This is a genomic window from Haloprofundus salinisoli (assembly GCF_020097815.1).
In the GTDB taxonomy this organism is placed as follows: Archaea; Halobacteriota; Halobacteria; order Halobacteriales; family Haloferacaceae; genus Haloprofundus; species Haloprofundus salinisoli.
This window is the reverse complement of record NZ_CP083663.1, coordinates 1,756,058-1,771,757: the sequence shown is the minus strand read 5'-3', so window position 1 is coordinate 1,771,757 and position 15,700 is coordinate 1,756,058. Positions and strand designations below refer to the sequence as shown.

Sequence of the window (15,700 nt, the reverse complement as noted above, 5' to 3'; positions counted from 1 at the left end):
CAAAGTATAGGCTGTGAGAAGGAAAGGAGTATCAGGACCAATATCGCTAAAACAATGAAATCCGTTTACTCGTCAATAGAAGACGTAATCAGTCTCTTTTCATTCGTGAATCCCACGGCCTCCAGAACAAACCTTGTATAAGACCTGCTCTAAACACTCAGCTGCATCGTCCCAAGTATATCCTTTGATGTGTTCGTATCCTTGTTGCTGTAGCTGATGTCGTTTTTTGTCGTCCTCTATCAACTCACTCACTGCCTCAATCAGCGCAGAACTGTCTCGTGGTGGAACAACAGAGGCAGTAACTCCGTCCTCTGCGTAGTCTGGCACTGCACCAACATTCGTAGTGACAACTGCACATTTACACGCCATCGCCTCTAAGGGGGGTAATCCGAAGCCTTCAACCCAGGCTGGTAGGATAAAGATGTCCGAGTTAGAGTAAAGATGGCGAAGTGCTTCGTCAGTGATCTTGGAATGATGAGTGACGGTGTCTGGGAGATTCTTGGCCCCAGCTCTGGACCCGTATGTATTGATCTGGACGTTATAGGAATTCTCGATCTCGTTTATGAGGCGTTTCGCTTCCCGCTTTCCTTTCCAAGGCGAATTTCGGTATGGGAGCAAGAGAGAAACCGTCTCGGATTCGATAGTTGGCTCTGGATAGAAGATTGACTGATTTACGCTATTAGTTACAATACCCGCAACATTTTGGTCGAATTTCGTCTCTAAGAGGTTTGCTAGCCAAGATGAAATTGTGATTTTGGAAATTGGTAACTTGTATGAATTGTCAACCAACTTCTTCTGTCGTCGGGCTCGACGATCTGGAGGAACTATCTCGTACATTTCTTTCGGGTACGATGCCGTATCATCCGTTCTTTGAGCTACTCGGGTCCATGCTTCATCGTTATTCCACGTGTCCCAGATCTCATAATGCTGAATAAAATATGATTTTGCGCCTTTCGAGTCGTCCAGTGCAATGACTAGATACGCAGTTTCCCACGCCGTTGCAATAGTCACCTCAGCATCCGGTATGAACTTCTCAGAATATCTACTGAGAGAGGGATTTAACGTCGGAATCTGTCGGATTTCGACATCAACGTCAAACCAATCCACATCCGTTTCTCTCACTAAATGTCTAAGTGTTTCAAATGCTTGAATAAGTCTCGCTTTTGGAGCAAACCATTCACGACCCATTCGAGAGGGGACAGTAGGATAGAGTATAGTTACTTCATGTCCTCGTTTCGAAAGGTGATTTGCATATTCGAAAATGACGCGCATTCCACCGGCGATACCGATACTAGGTAGCACAAAATTAATTCTCATTGGCGTATCTTAGAATCATATTTGCCAGAGTGCCAGCCAGAATTAACAATAACGATCCAACTTGAGCTTTGAGACATCTCTCCGATCTGGAACCGTCTGATATAACCCTTTTTGTTTCTTCAAGAGCGGCTTCCGTGAGCTCTACACACTGTTCTACCTGATTTGTCACTTCTCGGTTCGGATCTTCGCATAAAAGACGTAGATCGTCATAGTTAACCACATCTCTCCCGTAGTTGAGCTTTCCTAAAGCGGGGACCCAAGTAGACAACTGATCCACCTTTGGGGCATATGGAACCGCTATTGTGGGGATATCCGCCAGTAAGGACGTGATCACAAAATGATATCTCATACCAATAGAAACATCACCTCGTTCTAGTATTTTTTCAAACTCTTCCTTGTTCGGTCGTCTATTTAGTATCGTTACAGTTACTCCAGACCTTTCTTTCAACCTTTCCTTCAAATCGGAAAGTATTGGGATATCGCTTGCTCTCTGGAAACCGGTAACTTGGATTGCAGTATCATCAACAAAAGGAACCAAAATTATCTCCGTATATCCCATCTCCACTGATAGCCTCGAGAGGTCATCTGCTAACCTTTCGGTTAATTCATCCCCCATCTCATAATACGTATCTTCATCTACGTAACGAAGGTTAACGATTATCGCATCTGAGTTGCTATTTTGAGCATCCAAATCGTAGGAGAAGATCAAATCTGGGGCTACAATTTGTTCAGTACTCTTCGGCAGTAGCTCTGAAATTAGTTCCATCGACCTATTATCACGCGTATAGACAATTTCTGTCGAACTAAAAGCACATCTGAAGACAGCCCTCCAGAAAGGGGAATTCATACCCACCGAACCGACACCGAGAATATATACTGGTTTGTTTAGAAAGGAACTGCAAAGAAGCGGAAGTACAGAAGTAAAACTTGGGCGGAGAACATCTCCTCCCGCAATAATTACGTAATCGCTATCTCTAATAGCTCCTATAAATCGTGCCAATTCAGAGATATTTGAGCTGATCTCAAAAAGAGGCATCCAACCAAGTATCTGCTCTGTATTCTCTAGGTGTGAACTTAACCTGTGGCTAGCAAGATATAATTCGTACTTTTCTGGTAGAACTTCCTTAATCACGGTTTCCGAAAGCAAATCATCACCGACGTTTAGTCCTGCCCAGTTTATCAGAAAATATGTATCAGTCATGTCCTATAATAGTGGTTTCAACGATGCAGTAAGCCACTTTCGAACCTCTGCGACCAATGTTATTTCAAATACGGCGTAAATCAACAAACTTGTAAGAATCACGAGTGTTAGTTCCATGGTTGTGTCGACCTTTACCTGTGCAAGGAGTATATGAATTCCTACCCCCATTATAACGGAGGAAAGGATTGTTAAAGCGACTTCCTTGTATGGCAGTCTTATATTTATGATGCCATCTGCGTAGTAATACGAGAGGGAATCCCCTATTAAAGAAGCGAGAAGCGTACCTACCGCTGCACCGATGAGGCCAAATGTCGAAATTAAAGCAAGATTCAATACTACATTGGCGATTTGTGCTATAAGTGAGGCTTTAGCTAAGAGATCAGGGCGGTTCAGCCCTCGCAACGTAGAAGAGATCATGTTTTGGCCCCCTTCAAATACCTTTTCAAGTAAAAGTAATGATAGAACGCCACTAGCGATTACGTATTCTTGTCCAAATAATATTCTCAAGATATGAGTAGACAATAAAGTTCCGCCAACGAATCCGGGTATAATGATAACAGCGGACGAAATAAAGGTATAGGGTAGAAGCTGTTCCACCTTCGCAGTCATTTCCGTTGCACTCCATTTACTCAACTGAGGAAATATAGCGCTTGCAACCGAGTTACTAAGCATGATAACCATACCTGTTATCCGCCATGCGATCTCATATGCCCCAACATGCGCCTGCGTGAGGAAAAATCCGATAATTAGCACGTCCATCCAGTTATAAAAGTAGCCACCGACAGAATAGACGATATCATACTTTCCGTAAGCAAAAAGTGAGTGCAGATGCTCTCTTGACGGCTGACCTAAAGTAATGGAACATTTGTACCAGCCTAACACCAACATGAAGACTAGACCAGTCAATAACCCATAAACGAGACTAACCACCCCAAAACCCTGTGAAACAAGTACAACCCCTACTCCAACCCAGGTGACCTGCCGTACCAACTGAAGGACAGCTGTTTCGTCGACTCGAAGTTCGCCCTTCAAGACGGCAACCGTGAGCTGCGCAGCTTCCTGAAGTACGATTGCCACTGCGAGAAAGACAGCAATGTTCGCCCCGAGATATCGGTTAATGAATGATCGCAGAAGCAGTATGCCGAGAACAATTGCAACAACTGGAATAGCTTTGAGTATAACTGCACTGGAAAGGTACTCACTTTGTGATTTACCTTCGCTAATTCGCTTCTCAACAGCCCCACGCAAGCCGAAATCAGCTGGAATGGCAAGAATCCCAAGAAGGGCCTCAAACAAGAAGAACACGCCTATGGGAGTTGCCCCAAGTTCCCGCGCGAAGTAGGTGATCCCAAGGAAACTGACCCCTGCACTTGTGACGTTTGCTATGTAAAGCTTGAGAGACGAGCGTGCGAGATTCATACTATATCTTCAAATAGCGTTCTAGGCCTCTGTTGGAGGCTACACGATAAATGAACAAGAGTAGGTGTTATCAGTATCGAATATCTACAAAGATCTTGTAACACTCTCAATCAAACGGGAAAGAATGTTTGACTAATCAAATCTGACCCTCCATCCGGATCTTCGCCAGAGCTATTAGATTCGAACGAAATTCGTGAAACAGATGAGTCGTATCCACGATGTCGAAGTTCGAGACCTCCAACTCAATGCTGACGAGCGCGGCCACCTAGTTGAAGTTTTCCGTGAGGACTGGGACGAGTACGACCATGAGCCCGCAATGTCCTACTATTCGATGACGTATCCTGGTATTATTCGCGCTTGGCATCGCCACCTCAAAGGTCAGATTGACCACTTCGTCTGTCCAAAGGGACGAATCAAAGTTGGCGTGTACGACGACCGAGAAGATTCGCACACGCAGGGTGAACTCAACACGTTCATCATTGGTGAGCACAACCAGCAAGTGGTCCGAATCCCGGGGGACTGCTGGCATGGGTTCAAAGTCGTTGGAAACGAGCAAGCAATTATGATGAACTTCCCCACGAACCTCTATAACTACGACAACCCTGACGAGGAGCGGCTCCCCTATGACACAGAGAAGATTCCCCTCGACTGGGACGCTGGCCCGCACGAGTAATCATGAAAGGTGTCTTACTTTCCGGCGGAGAAGGCACTCGCCTCCGACCAATAACACATACTGGGCCGAAGCAGCTCGTCCCCGTCGCGAACAAACCAGTTCTCCAGTACGCCGTTGAAGACCTGAAGGAAGCCGGTATCACCGAAATCGGTGTCGTCCTCGGGAATAAGGGACGCGAGGAGGTCCAAGAGTTCCTCGGTGACGGATCGTGCTTTGGCGTCGACGTGACCTACATCGTTCAGGGCGAACCGCTCGGCCTCGCCCACGCGGCGGGCTGTGCACAGGAGTTCGTCGGCGAAGACGACTTTGTGATGTACCTCGGCGACAACATCCTCAACTCAGGCATTACTGACCTCGTGGAAAGCTTCCGGTCCGGCAACTACGCGGCAGGTATCGCTCTGCAGGAGGTCGATAATCCCACTGCGTTCGGCATAGCCAACGTAGACGATGAGGGACAGGTAATCCAACTCGTGGAGAAACCAGACGACCCACCGTCGAGCCTCGCGCTTATCGGCATCTACGCGTTCTCGCCAAAAGTATTCGATGTCATTGAAAATCTCGAACCCTCATGGCGCGGCGAACTTGAGATTACTGACGCCATCCAAGGGCTTCTCGATCGTGGTAATGCCATCGACTCCCACGTGGTTAAAGGCTGGTGGAAGGACACTGGACGTCCGCAGGATATTCTCGACGCAAATCGACTCGTGCTCCAGCGTCACCCCCGAAGTACCGAAGGTACCGTCGAGGACGGTGCCGATGTCACTGGCCACCTCGACCTGCACGAGACAGCGACCATTGAGGCCGGCGCAGTCGTCCGCGGTCCGGTGAGCATTGACGCCGAGACGACGATTAGATCAGGGACGTACATCGGACCCTATACGTCTATCGGCCCCGACTGTACCGTTTGCAACGCCCACGTTGAGAACACAGTGCTCATAGGCGACACGACTGTCACGAGTAATGGTAAGATAGTCGATAGCCTCATCGGCCGTGGGACGACAATCGGGAGTGCAGACGACCTCCTTCCAGAGGGTAGACGACTCATTGTTGGTGAAAACTCGAATCTCAAGCTCTAACCATGCACATCGTCATGACCGCCTGTCCAGAGTGTGGTACCGTCATCGCGGGAAACGTCCTTGAGCGTCACCGCGTCATGGAATGTCCCCGTCTCGGCTGTGAGTACGTCCTCCACTTTAACGACCTGAACGAATCAGACCAAAACCACCTCGTTAATCACCGAGAACGCTATCGGTCTTGACTAGCAAACGCATCAGCGATCGTGTTTAGATCGGTCTCAATCCTCGGTACCCGATGACCGAGTTCGGATTCGATTTTTTCCGTCGCTAAACAGGTATGAGTCGGACGTCTTGCCGCTCGCTCCACGTCACTCTGGGAACTTTGCACTAGTTGGTCCCCACTCGCGTCTGGAACGAAATCTACGATCTTCGTACCGAACTCATAGGGTGAACAACATTCAGACGATGCGACGTGGAACGTTCCAGTCGCGCCCGCGTCGTAAAGATTCAGTATCGTCTCGGCGGCGTAACCGGCACGCGTCGGCGTTGTCCACTGATCCGTGAACAAGGGGGCGTTGTCTTCGGAGTCAAGTCTATCTCGAACCCAGGCCGGAAATCCAGTCAGTACGTCGGTGGTGGCGTGGACACCGTATACAAACGAGAGGCGGACGATAAGCGGTATGGGGTGCGCCCTACAGACAGTACGTTCGCTGAGGTGCTTGGATTGCCCATACACCTGCAGTGGGTTCGCAACATCGTCCTCTCGGTATGAGCGCCGCAAGCGTCCATCAAAGATGTAGTCTGTTGACACGTGAACGAAATGAATGTCTCGAGACGCACAGGCACCGGCGAGCGCTCCAGGGATTTCACCGTTGACCAAGCGAGCGTGATCTGGATTATGTTCGCAACCGTCGACATCAGTCATCGCAGCACAGTTGACGACTAGATCAGGCACTGTTTGCTCCAGAAGACTTCCAAACTGATCGGCGTTACGCAGGTCGAACCTAACACGTTTAGTAGCTGAAGTAGGGACTAGTTCTGGGCAGGATCTGAAAGTCGCACCGACAGAAAGTCCACGGTCAGCGGCCAGGTGGACGACGTTGCTACCCAATAAGCCAGATCCACCGACGACAAGACAGTCCATTGTCTGGCAATCGTGCATGAAAAAGCAAATATCCTTCCGTTATAGGTAATGGAGTATGCACATTCTAGTCACAGGCGGTGCTGGATTCATCGGCTCTAACTTCGTCCACTATCTTCTCAGGTCGGATGTCGACGCTGACGTTGAAGTGACGACGCTTGACGCACTAACCTATGCCGGTGATATTTCTAAACTTGATGGCGTTCGAGACGATCCACGCCATAACTTCATTCGCGGCGACATTCGGGATGAGGCACTCGTAACTGGACTCCTCGAAGAGGCAGACGTGGTGGTCCACTTCGCGGCGCAGTCACACGTTGACCGTTCCATCGACGATGCCCATCCTTTCGTCTCCACCAACGTCGAAGGGACACGAACACTCATCGACGCGGTACGGGAGACGGACCTCGACCGTTTCCTACACGTCTCAACTGATGAGGTGTACGGCGAGGCGCTCTCAGGGGCGTTCACCGAGGAAGACCGCCTCGACCCACGTAACCCCTACGCGGCGACGAAAGCTAGCTCCGACTTGCTTGCGAAGAGCTATTACGAGACCTACGGCGTTCCAGTGACGATCACGCGAGCGTGCAACAACTTTGGCCCGCGTCAACATCCCGAGAAACTGATTCCGAAGTTCATAACCCGCGCCAACGAGGGGAAGTCGCTCCCGCTCTACGGCGATGGGACAAACGTCCGTGAGTGGCTCTTCGTCGAAGACCATTGTCGTGCATTGTGGACGGTCCTCCGTGCGGGAGACATCGGCGAAGTTTACAATATTGGTGGTGGAACTGAACTTGAGAACCGCGAGGTAACTCAGCGAATCGTCGAAGCTGTTGGTGCCACGTCAGACCTTATCGAGTATGTAGAAGACCGCAAAGGCCATGACCGTCGGTATGCCCTTGATGCGTCCAAACTTCAGGCACTTGGGTGGGAACCACAGTGGTCATTCGATGAAGGACTCAGAGCGACAGTTGAATATTACCTGCAACAATCGTAGACGAGGCTCTCCTACAGAGATTACCAGAGCAGGAGAAGGTATAGACCCAACAGTCCCGGAATTGATCCAGGTTACTGGCTTCGACTATCCTATCGAATATGCTCAAATCCGTCTATTGTAACCAGCCACAGTTGGCGAACTACAATTTTCAAATCGTACCAGAACGATTGGCGCCGGATGTACTCTAGGTCGTACCGCAGTTTCGCGTTCGGATCAGTGCTCTTCGCGTTGTTGATTTGTGCTAGCCCCGTCAGCCCAGGCTTCACGAACCACCGCTTGCGCCACATTTCCGTCTCACGCTCTAGCAGCGCTTCCTCATCCGTCCATGCCGCCCGCGGTCCGACAACGCTCATTTGCCCAACCAGAATCGACCAGAGTTGCGGGAGTTCGTCAAGGTGTGTCCGCCGCAGCACACGCCCGATTTCCGTGATACGGTCATTGTCGTCGTCCTCAACTGGAGTCGCAGACTCACCTTCAGGGATCATCGTCCGGAATTTGAATATCTTGAATTTCTCGCCGAGTCCAGCGGTCCGTTCCTGACTATACAGAACAGGTCCCTCGCTATCAAGTTTAATCGCGACTGCGAGGAGAAGCATCAAGGGTGCAAAGATGAGCAACCCGGCCGCTGCAAATGCCACGTCGAATGTCCGCTTCAGCATGTAGTCTTGTACGTCCCACGGTTTGACATCAACGTCCACTAAGGTTCCAGCACTTCCCTCCGCAGTCAATACCGAGTCCGCGTAATCCCGATGTACCTTCACAGCCACGCCGTGTTCGTGACACGCGTCAATCGTGCCGAAGAACTCCGCGCGGTCAGGGCGCATAAACGCAAGCACCGCCGTGTCGACGTCGTGTTCGACGAGTACGTCGTCCAGCTGAGAAAAGCCCCCCAACCGATCTAATTCCACTAACGGTGTCCCGCCGTCAGTTATCGCACCCAGACCATCTATCTCCCCTCGCCACTGGGACGGCAGTGCGCTCGTCGGACAGAGATATCCCAGCACTGGAACCGGAATCTCCTCGGCGATGCGCTTGATGAGTACTGGGTCATCACCAACGATGACCGTCCGCTGTGGATCCGTTGATGGACGCCGTCGCATTTGTACGAACCAGAGCGGCATCGCCACCATCAGCAAGCCGACGACGAGCACTAGCGTCAAACGGGGGAGGCGGTGCGACCACTCAAAGAAGCCGAACGTCGCGAGCGCGAGTCCGGCCGTAAGCACGCGCTTCTGCGTGAGCGCGATGGCGTCAAGCATCCGCCGGGGTCGCGGTTTGTATAGCGGAATCAGACTGCCGAGAACTGCAACGATGCTCACACCCAACGCGTTTTCGAGAGCTGGCCCCTCCAACACAGATGGGTCAAGGCGGTTGAACACCGGCACGTAGGTTGTGAACAGCCACTGCGGGAGGGAGTGATTGGCGACGAGCACTGCAAGCGTGGTGATCGCCGCCGCTCCAAAGACACTCACGATGCGGTATCGCCACCCCGTTAACATTGTATGGTGCACTGAATGGGCCAGTAATAAACACTGCGAATACAGTCTGTTTGAAAGAATACACCGGCTGAAGCCGACTACTAATCCTGTAGGATACTACTTTGTGTGGTTTCCTACCGGCCAGATAATCCCGACGAAAGAAGGCATGACCTCGGCGTTCCAGCAACAGTGCAGATCTAGACTCTGTAACGATGAAGTCATTGGGACTTTTTGAGTCCGAGTGAGGCCGAGTGGTTCCCGGACCCGACTCACACTTTCAGCGATGTGATACAAGGGTGGTGATCTAGCCATGGATTCCAGTAATAGATGGTATGAGAGTCCTCAACCGAGGATAAGAACCAGCTACCAAAGAGGTACCCGATGTACGCCCCTGGTTCTCATCGTCAACCAAACACCCAAATTTTTTCTGAAAAATGCTCTGCTCAGCCCAAGCCATGGAGTTCTCGAAGGGTGACTGCTCGTCTGAGTTATCGGGGCCCGGGTAATTGCCCTCGCCCTTACCGTTACCGTTGTCAAGTTATTGAGTGAGTCTGACTACCGACATCGTACTCAACGCAAATCGGGACGTTCTGTTCGCCCGGTTCGGTGAATCTATCCCTGGTATTTCTGTTGTCTCTCACGGATTTAATCGGTGTTAGATAGCGAGTCCCGTGCTCGCCATACTCAAGCACTTTGACGCATCCCTGCCGCTTATTTAGAGATAGCCGAGTTCAGCTAGCCTCTCGCGCGTCGCATCATCAATATCATCTTGCATCACACCACGCTCCATCTGCCCCTTATATTCGTGAATTCCAACGTCAAATGCATCGTCACATGACGCTGGTAGGTCCTGCAGTTCGCCCCGGCGCTGTTGCCAGTTCGGCCTCTGTCTATCTATTTTGTACTCTTCAATTATTCCCTCGGAATCCCAGACAATCTTCCGGCTATCGTCGTACCAGCATCGGAGCATCCGCTCCCAATACGCTTGTTCCTCTGGGCTAAACCCATCATAATGGACTGCCGTAGTTGTGAGTTCCGCAATGGGGTGTGACGTAAATACGTCGCATGCATCACCCTTCGCGATCCCACCCAAGAGTTCTCCGAGCTGTAACTGCGAAACGAACGCATCTTCAACGTCGTCATATCCAGCAGGTGCGTTTATGACTTCAAGTGGGACGTGGAGTAATCCCTCTGTAAGACTTGCTTCGTGAGAAAAATAATAGTTATCCGGCTTTGTGCCAAGATTCTCTCCGTGGTCTGCAGTAATGATGATACTTGTTTCTTGTTGTTGGTCGGCGAGCGTGTCGATCAGTGATGCAACTTGCCGGTCAATGTAGTCAATCGCCGCCGCATACACTTGCTGATACGTTTCTATGAATTCTTGGTTCTTGTGTACAGTATCATCAACATTGTAGATGAGCTGTTCAAACTCCCTAAACGTGAGTGACGACCATCCCCTCGGTGCGTCGTAGAGTGATTCATCATAGCCGAGAACATGATGCATCGGCCAATGAGCATCCATGATATTCGCGAAGATAAAGGTGTTCTCCGAGCCGCTGACTTCGCGCTCAATTCGGTTACAAATAATCGACGCGCCGTCATCAAAGAGGGTTGGGATAGGAGCCTTTGAAACCATCCGGTCGAATACAGCCTTCAAAGCATTCAGGAAGCTCTGAATTGTGTTCGTTTGCTCGTCAGCTATCGCGTCGCGGACGAACGTGGTGTAGAGGTTGAGTCCGGACCTATTCGATTCATTGACGTACTGGCGAAGGTCAATTCCGCCGGGGAATCGTTTCGTGGAGGAGAGTTCAGTAAATTCGTCGAACATCTGGTCGAACCCAAACGCACTACTGGCAAATGTATTTGAGCTAATGCCGACCGTTCGATAGTCATTGAGCCGTGAGAGAAAGGTAGTGTCAGCGCCAAGACGTGAGTAATCAACATTGTGGCTGTGGATGCCGTGCTGGTGGGGGAGTTGTTCGGTGAAGATGCTAGCATGGCTAGGAACACTACACGAAGACGCTGCTCGGCACTGATTGAACGAAACATCTGACCGACTTTGAATCCGGGGTGAATATCTGTCGAAGTAGTCCTTCCGGACAGTGTCAAGAACGAGAAGTACGATATTGTCAGTCATATCGGTTCTTGACTACTGCTTGCTCAGTAATTAAAATAGAAGGTTCGAAGAGAGTTGTTCCAAAGATGTCAAGAACTGTCGCCTATGCAGTGCGTATCGACTCCGTGCGGGCCAGATATCCGAGATTGGTACAATTCGCGTACTCCATGCCGTCGGTCATCTCCTCCTCGCTGACGGACGTCAACCTACCAGCCTCGTAGTTGACAGAATAATTGTTCCTCAGAAGGATCTGCGCACCTTCTACAGGGTGGTACATAGACTTCTTGCCCTCAACGAGATCGTCACGAACGAGTGGATGACCGAGTTCGCAAAGTTGGCTGTGAAGCGTTCACCGGTATTTTGCTTCGACAAGCCTTTGGCGACCATCCGTTTCAGAGGTCGTCGGTTCGTCGAAGGGCTTCCTACGAGCCACTGTGAGCAGACTACATGGCCAGGCGCAGTACTTGCTGGAGCCACTTAATTCTCTCAGTCCCGCCCATAGCCAACCGATAGCCGGCAGTCTGAGTTACATCTGTTGTAACTCTCGGGTCCTCGGTAACTGTCCCTCGATCTGCCGTCGACTGCCGTTCGAGGTAGTGAACCATCCACTACCGGACCGAGAAATCGATGGTCCAGAGGGTAAACATACGCTGACAACTGTCCTGATTAGGTCAATGGCTAACGGTCGTTGGCACCTCCCTGTACGTGGCTCGACTTACAACGAGTGTGAGTAACCCCAATCTCAAGGAGTGACTCTTGAGGGCTTGCTTCGCCAACCACTCATCCCGTTTCATCATACCGCACCTCCAGTACATAGCGACCCTCGCTCTTCACTCCATCACGTAGTCGAACCTTCCCCTCGGAGATCTTCACTAATTTCTCCATCGCACGATACACTTGCGTCCACTGCAGCGTCTCGTCGCGTTTGGCTTCGAGTTTCTGCTTCAGGTCGTCGCGCTTCGAGCAGAGTCGAATCCGACGGCCGTTCGCGTCGCTGATTCTCATCCCCCACTCGCCGAGATGTAGTCCAATCTCGTGGGCGCGATAGTGGACGGGATACGGTTGGTCGACGACCGCACTCGGACCGTATCGCAGAAACCGCTCCAACCGTGAGAGTTCCCCAGCATCTGCGCCACCTTCGCCGACGGCGACTGCCTCCGGCGGGCTAATTCCAACTTCGTCTTCGACGGTGCTGAGTCGCCGCGCGAGACGCCCGTCTTCACGCCCACGGAGGCGTCGCTCGTCGAGAACCCGCTCTCGATTTCGTTCTACTGTCTCGACTTCCATTTCTAGCGAATCCACCCGCGCGAGAATCGAGTCTTGCTCGTTGAGCATCGCGTCGAACTCGTTGACGCTGTACTCTGTGTCGTACTCGCCGACGACGTACGACCGAAGCGTCGACGCGAGCCGTCGCCCGGCTTTCGCATCTCGTTGGGCCGTTTCGAGTCTCGTTTCGAGCGTCTGTCGTCGCTCTCGTTCGGATGCGAGTTCCGACTCCACCTCCGAGAGTTTCGCTTCGAGTTCGACGAGTCGGCGTCTTTCCGTTTCATCCGCTCCGTCGGTTCTCATCTCGCGCCTCCCGGCGGCCCACACCGTGCGACTCGTTCAATCTCCGACAGGCAGAGTTGATGCCGCTGCTGGCTTGGAACCGACCGAGTACCGAGTCGAGCCAGCGCGAGTAGCTCCGGAAGCGGGCTCTCGTCTCGCTCCTGTCGAGCCTTGTCCTCCAGCGTCGGTGGACAGCTCGAACAGCACAGATGAAGCGGCCGCCAGCGCGCCTCTCGCAAGATCCACGAGACGAGCGCGATGACCGACGCACCCTCTCGCAGTGGTGTCGCACAGCGGGCACAGGAGACAGTCTCCGCCCGGGCGACAGGAAGTCCAGTAAGCACCTGGCTTGCAGACGCTTTGAGCATCGGATTCCGTCGAGCCGACAGCCCCTTTGTCTTCGGGGAGTCTTCCCGTTCTTCATCTTGACATCGGCCCTTGAGAAACGCCTCACAGTCGTGTTCTCCAATTCGCTCGGGCAGTCCAACGGCACCGCAAACCGAACACTCCTCAAGTTCAGGGCCGACCGACAGTTTCTCTTCGCTCATGCGATCGGACACCCCACACGGTGCAGGAGATTACTCACACGCAGTCCCTCGCAACCGCACTCCTCACAGCGGTAGTAGGTGTGTTCACTGCGACCGTACGCGTCGTAGCCGATGTGCGGCCAAGAGATCGAATTCTCTACGTCTTCGTCAGTAACACCAGCGTTTTGGTGTCGTGTTGCTTCCGTACTCATGGGTTCCAACCTGAGAGAACCCTCGGTCGGTGCTGCTACACCGGCCGTTTCTCACGGCACTACCGAATGGTTCCCAAACTCAAGTACAACTCTCTGCTACTTATCTCTTCCCAAATATGGGAAGTTGCCTAATGTGGGAATCATATTCATTTGAATCCCTATCGTATAATGTGATGGCACACATTTCATCAACCAACTAGAATGGCTCGACGGCGCGCGTTACTTACAAATCGTGAGCGTGAATTGATTGCAGAAACTGAAAAGAGTGACCGACGCTACCAAGCCGTTTCACGAGTCCGACGGAAAATTAGCGAAGAACTCACAGAAGACGTCGAACTACTCGCCGAACACCACCCCGACCTCCTCGACGAACTCCGAGACGTCGTCTGCGACGAGTAGGCCGCGATTCGAAGCCCCCCAGACCTTACACCAACTCACTCCTCATCGGTCTCCGCCTGCGTCCGTCGAAGCGCCTCCAAGTACGCCGGCCGTGCTTCGAGTACCCACTCCGGATCGAAGGTCGTCCGAATCTGTTTGACGCGGCCGTCGCGGCCGCGTGAGTCGATCCACGTCTCGACGAGCCCCATTGTCTCCAACTCGGTCACCGTCTCTCGAATCGCGCGCTCGCCGAGCGTTGCCCGCGCCGGTAACTCGAACCTCGAATACGCCTTGTGAATCTGTGCCGTCGTCACCGGTTGGACGATTTCGCCGTCGCTATCTTCGTATCCAGTCACCGCCTGGAGGACGAAATACTGCTGGAACGGCACCTGCAGCAGTTTCTCGATCGTCTCTTCCTTCTCGGTCAACTCGAGGTTGGCGTCGATACAGTCCTCGTCGAGCACTGCCAGCCCACGCTCGTTCGCGGTCTCGCCGGCTCTGCGAAACAGCGTCATCGTCCGTCGCGCATCACCCCACCGCATCGCCGCCTGCCGAACCCCGTACTCGAACACCGCCTCGGGCAACACATCTGCTTTGAACGCCCGATCGACGCGCGGCGCGAGCACCCGTCGCAACCGCGGCTCCGAGTACGGCGGAAAGAAGAGCTGTTCGCCGCTCATCGCGCTCTTGACGCGACTATCCAAACGCAAATCCACCTCCAGTAACTCGTTGCTCAACAGAAACACCGACAGCTGGATGCCTCGTTGCAGCCGCCGTTCCCCGCGCAGCAGTCGGTAGAAGAACTCGTTTGGGTCGTAGTTGGAGTCGTGAGCGACGTGGTCGATCTCGTCGAGAATGAGCACAGTCCACTCGGGATATCCCTCGAGCGCCTCCCAGATGCCGCCGAAGACGCCGTCGAGTCCCTCCCACGCCTGCTTGGACTCGCCCGAAAGCACGCGCAGGAGCTCGTTTGCGACGCTGAATATCGTCCGACACTCCTTGAGGTTGACGTACTCGACGGCCACCTCGTCGTGGCGGGCGGCGAACTCCTCGCAGACTCGCCGCGTCGTCATCGTCTTGCCCGTCCCCGGCGGGCCGTACACCGACACCGTCGGTGGGAGATACCCCTCGTGGACGCCGTTGAGAAGCGTCGCCAGCCGCCGTTCCTGGACGGCGCGCGCGACGATTTCTGCAGAGGGCGTTAGTGGATTCAACGCTGCTTTGTCGGCGAACACGCTGTTCGTCGGGGCAGTCTCGGCGAAGAGGTCGTCGTATTTGCTCATGTACTGGAAGGGAAATCGACTCGTGGAACTGCGGAGATCCAGCGTGTTATCGGGTTGACCGAGCGATTTCCAGCGGAACTACGTGTCTGTATATCTTCAATCCGACGCTCGAACACGGTAGAGTGTCGCAGACCTGACGAAGCCTGAAGCGCCGCAAGAATCTCACAAAAACGCTCTGCGGAGACCAAAGGAGAATCTCGAAATCAAAAATCGGCGAGACAACCAGTTTATTGGCAGCCAGATCTCACGAGATGTCTTCAGTACCCGGTAGAGGATTGGTCAACGTCCACAGCTCCACAGAGTTACTTCGTCTACGGAGGGTGTACTGGCTGTTACCCGTACTTCGGTGGAGCCGAGAGGCTCTCACACTGACCGTCCGGACACCAACGACCCA

The 15,700-nt window shown here is 52.5% G+C and carries 14 protein-coding genes; 4 read left to right on the top strand and 10 right to left on the bottom strand.

Translation table 11 applies throughout. The features are described 5' to 3' along the window. Positions 1-99 precede the first annotated feature (99 nt). The 3 genes from LAQ73_RS09400 to LAQ73_RS09390 all read right to left on the bottom strand — a co-directional run bounded on the left by LAQ73_RS09400 (position 100) and on the right by LAQ73_RS09390 (position 3,937). Positions 100-1,188 (bottom strand): glycosyltransferase family 4 protein, encoded by a 1,089-nt coding sequence (locus tag LAQ73_RS09400; protein WP_224268028.1) that lies wholly within the window; start codon positions 1,186-1,188, stop codon positions 100-102. A 118-nt stretch (positions 1,189-1,306) separates the two neighbouring features. Beyond that, the gene (locus LAQ73_RS09395) at positions 1,307-2,518 is read right to left on the bottom strand and encodes a polysaccharide pyruvyl transferase family protein (RefSeq protein WP_224268027.1); all 1,212 of its coding nucleotides are present in this window, start codon (positions 2,516-2,518) and stop codon (positions 1,307-1,309) included. Positions 2,519-2,521: 3 nt separating this feature from the next. Next, positions 2,522-3,937, bottom strand: a complete 1,416-nt coding sequence (locus LAQ73_RS09390) for a flippase (protein WP_224268026.1) — start codon at positions 3,935-3,937, stop codon at positions 2,522-2,524. 202 nt (positions 3,938-4,139) lie between these two features. On the opposite strand from LAQ73_RS09390, the gene LAQ73_RS09385 reads away from it, so the two are divergent. Both LAQ73_RS09385 and LAQ73_RS09380 read left to right on the top strand, forming a co-directional pair. Further along, positions 4,140-4,610 (top strand): cupin domain-containing protein, encoded by a 471-nt coding sequence (locus LAQ73_RS09385; RefSeq protein WP_224268025.1) that lies wholly within the window; start codon positions 4,140-4,142, stop codon positions 4,608-4,610. Positions 4,611-4,612: 2 nt separating this feature from the next. Further along, a complete protein-coding gene (locus LAQ73_RS09380) occupies positions 4,613-5,686 on the top strand; it encodes a glucose-1-phosphate thymidylyltransferase (protein WP_224268024.1) in 1,074 nt (357 codons plus the stop codon). A gap of 169 nt (positions 5,687-5,855) precedes the next feature. On the opposite strand, the gene LAQ73_RS09375 is transcribed toward LAQ73_RS09380, so the two are convergent. Beyond that, positions 5,856-6,770, bottom strand: coding sequence for an SDR family oxidoreductase (locus LAQ73_RS09375; RefSeq protein WP_224268023.1), 915 nt, complete (start codon positions 6,768-6,770; stop codon positions 5,856-5,858). A 55-nt stretch (positions 6,771-6,825) separates the two neighbouring features. Between LAQ73_RS09375 and rfbB the strand changes: the two genes are divergently transcribed. After that, positions 6,826-7,764 (top strand): dTDP-glucose 4,6-dehydratase, encoded by a 939-nt coding sequence (gene rfbB, locus LAQ73_RS09370; RefSeq protein ID WP_224268022.1) that lies wholly within the window; start codon positions 6,826-6,828, stop codon positions 7,762-7,764. Positions 7,765-7,853: 89 nt separating this feature from the next. On the opposite strand, the gene LAQ73_RS09365 is transcribed toward rfbB, so the two are convergent. The 5 genes from LAQ73_RS09365 to LAQ73_RS17855 all read right to left on the bottom strand — a co-directional run bounded on the left by LAQ73_RS09365 (position 7,854) and on the right by LAQ73_RS17855 (position 13,645). Beyond that, positions 7,854-9,263, bottom strand: a complete 1,410-nt coding sequence (locus tag LAQ73_RS09365) for a sugar transferase (protein WP_224268021.1) — start codon at positions 9,261-9,263, stop codon at positions 7,854-7,856. Between the two features lie 694 nt (positions 9,264-9,957). Then, positions 9,958-11,379: a sulfatase-like hydrolase/transferase gene (locus tag LAQ73_RS09360; protein ID WP_224268020.1), complete on the bottom strand. Its 1,422-nt coding sequence runs from the start codon at positions 11,377-11,379 to the stop codon at positions 9,958-9,960. 759 nt (positions 11,380-12,138) lie between these two features. Next, positions 12,139-12,927 (bottom strand): hypothetical protein, encoded by a 789-nt coding sequence (locus tag LAQ73_RS09355; RefSeq protein WP_224268019.1) that lies wholly within the window; start codon positions 12,925-12,927, stop codon positions 12,139-12,141. Then, positions 12,924-13,274 carry a DUF8112 family protein gene (locus tag LAQ73_RS17860; RefSeq protein ID WP_486606357.1) on the bottom strand — a complete coding sequence of 117 codons (351 nt, stop codon included), beginning with the start codon at positions 13,272-13,274 and terminating at the stop codon, positions 12,924-12,926. Before LAQ73_RS17860 ends, LAQ73_RS09355 begins: the two co-directional genes overlap by 4 nt. Positions 13,275-13,450: 176 nt before the next feature. Then, positions 13,451-13,645 carry a DUF8118 domain-containing protein gene (locus LAQ73_RS17855; protein WP_486606345.1) on the bottom strand — a complete coding sequence of 65 codons (195 nt, stop codon included), beginning with the start codon at positions 13,643-13,645 and terminating at the stop codon, positions 13,451-13,453. A 201-nt stretch (positions 13,646-13,846) separates the two neighbouring features. On the opposite strand from LAQ73_RS17855, the gene LAQ73_RS17750 reads away from it, so the two are divergent. Then, a complete protein-coding gene (locus LAQ73_RS17750) occupies positions 13,847-14,044 on the top strand; it encodes a hypothetical protein (RefSeq protein WP_224268018.1) in 198 nt (65 codons plus the stop codon). A gap of 35 nt (positions 14,045-14,079) precedes the next feature. Here LAQ73_RS17750 and LAQ73_RS09345 read toward each other — a convergent pair whose 3' ends face one another. Next, entirely contained in the window at positions 14,080-15,306 is a 1,227-nt protein-coding gene (locus tag LAQ73_RS09345; RefSeq protein ID WP_224268017.1) for a Cdc6/Cdc18 family protein, read from the bottom strand. Positions 15,307-15,700 lie beyond the last annotated feature (394 nt).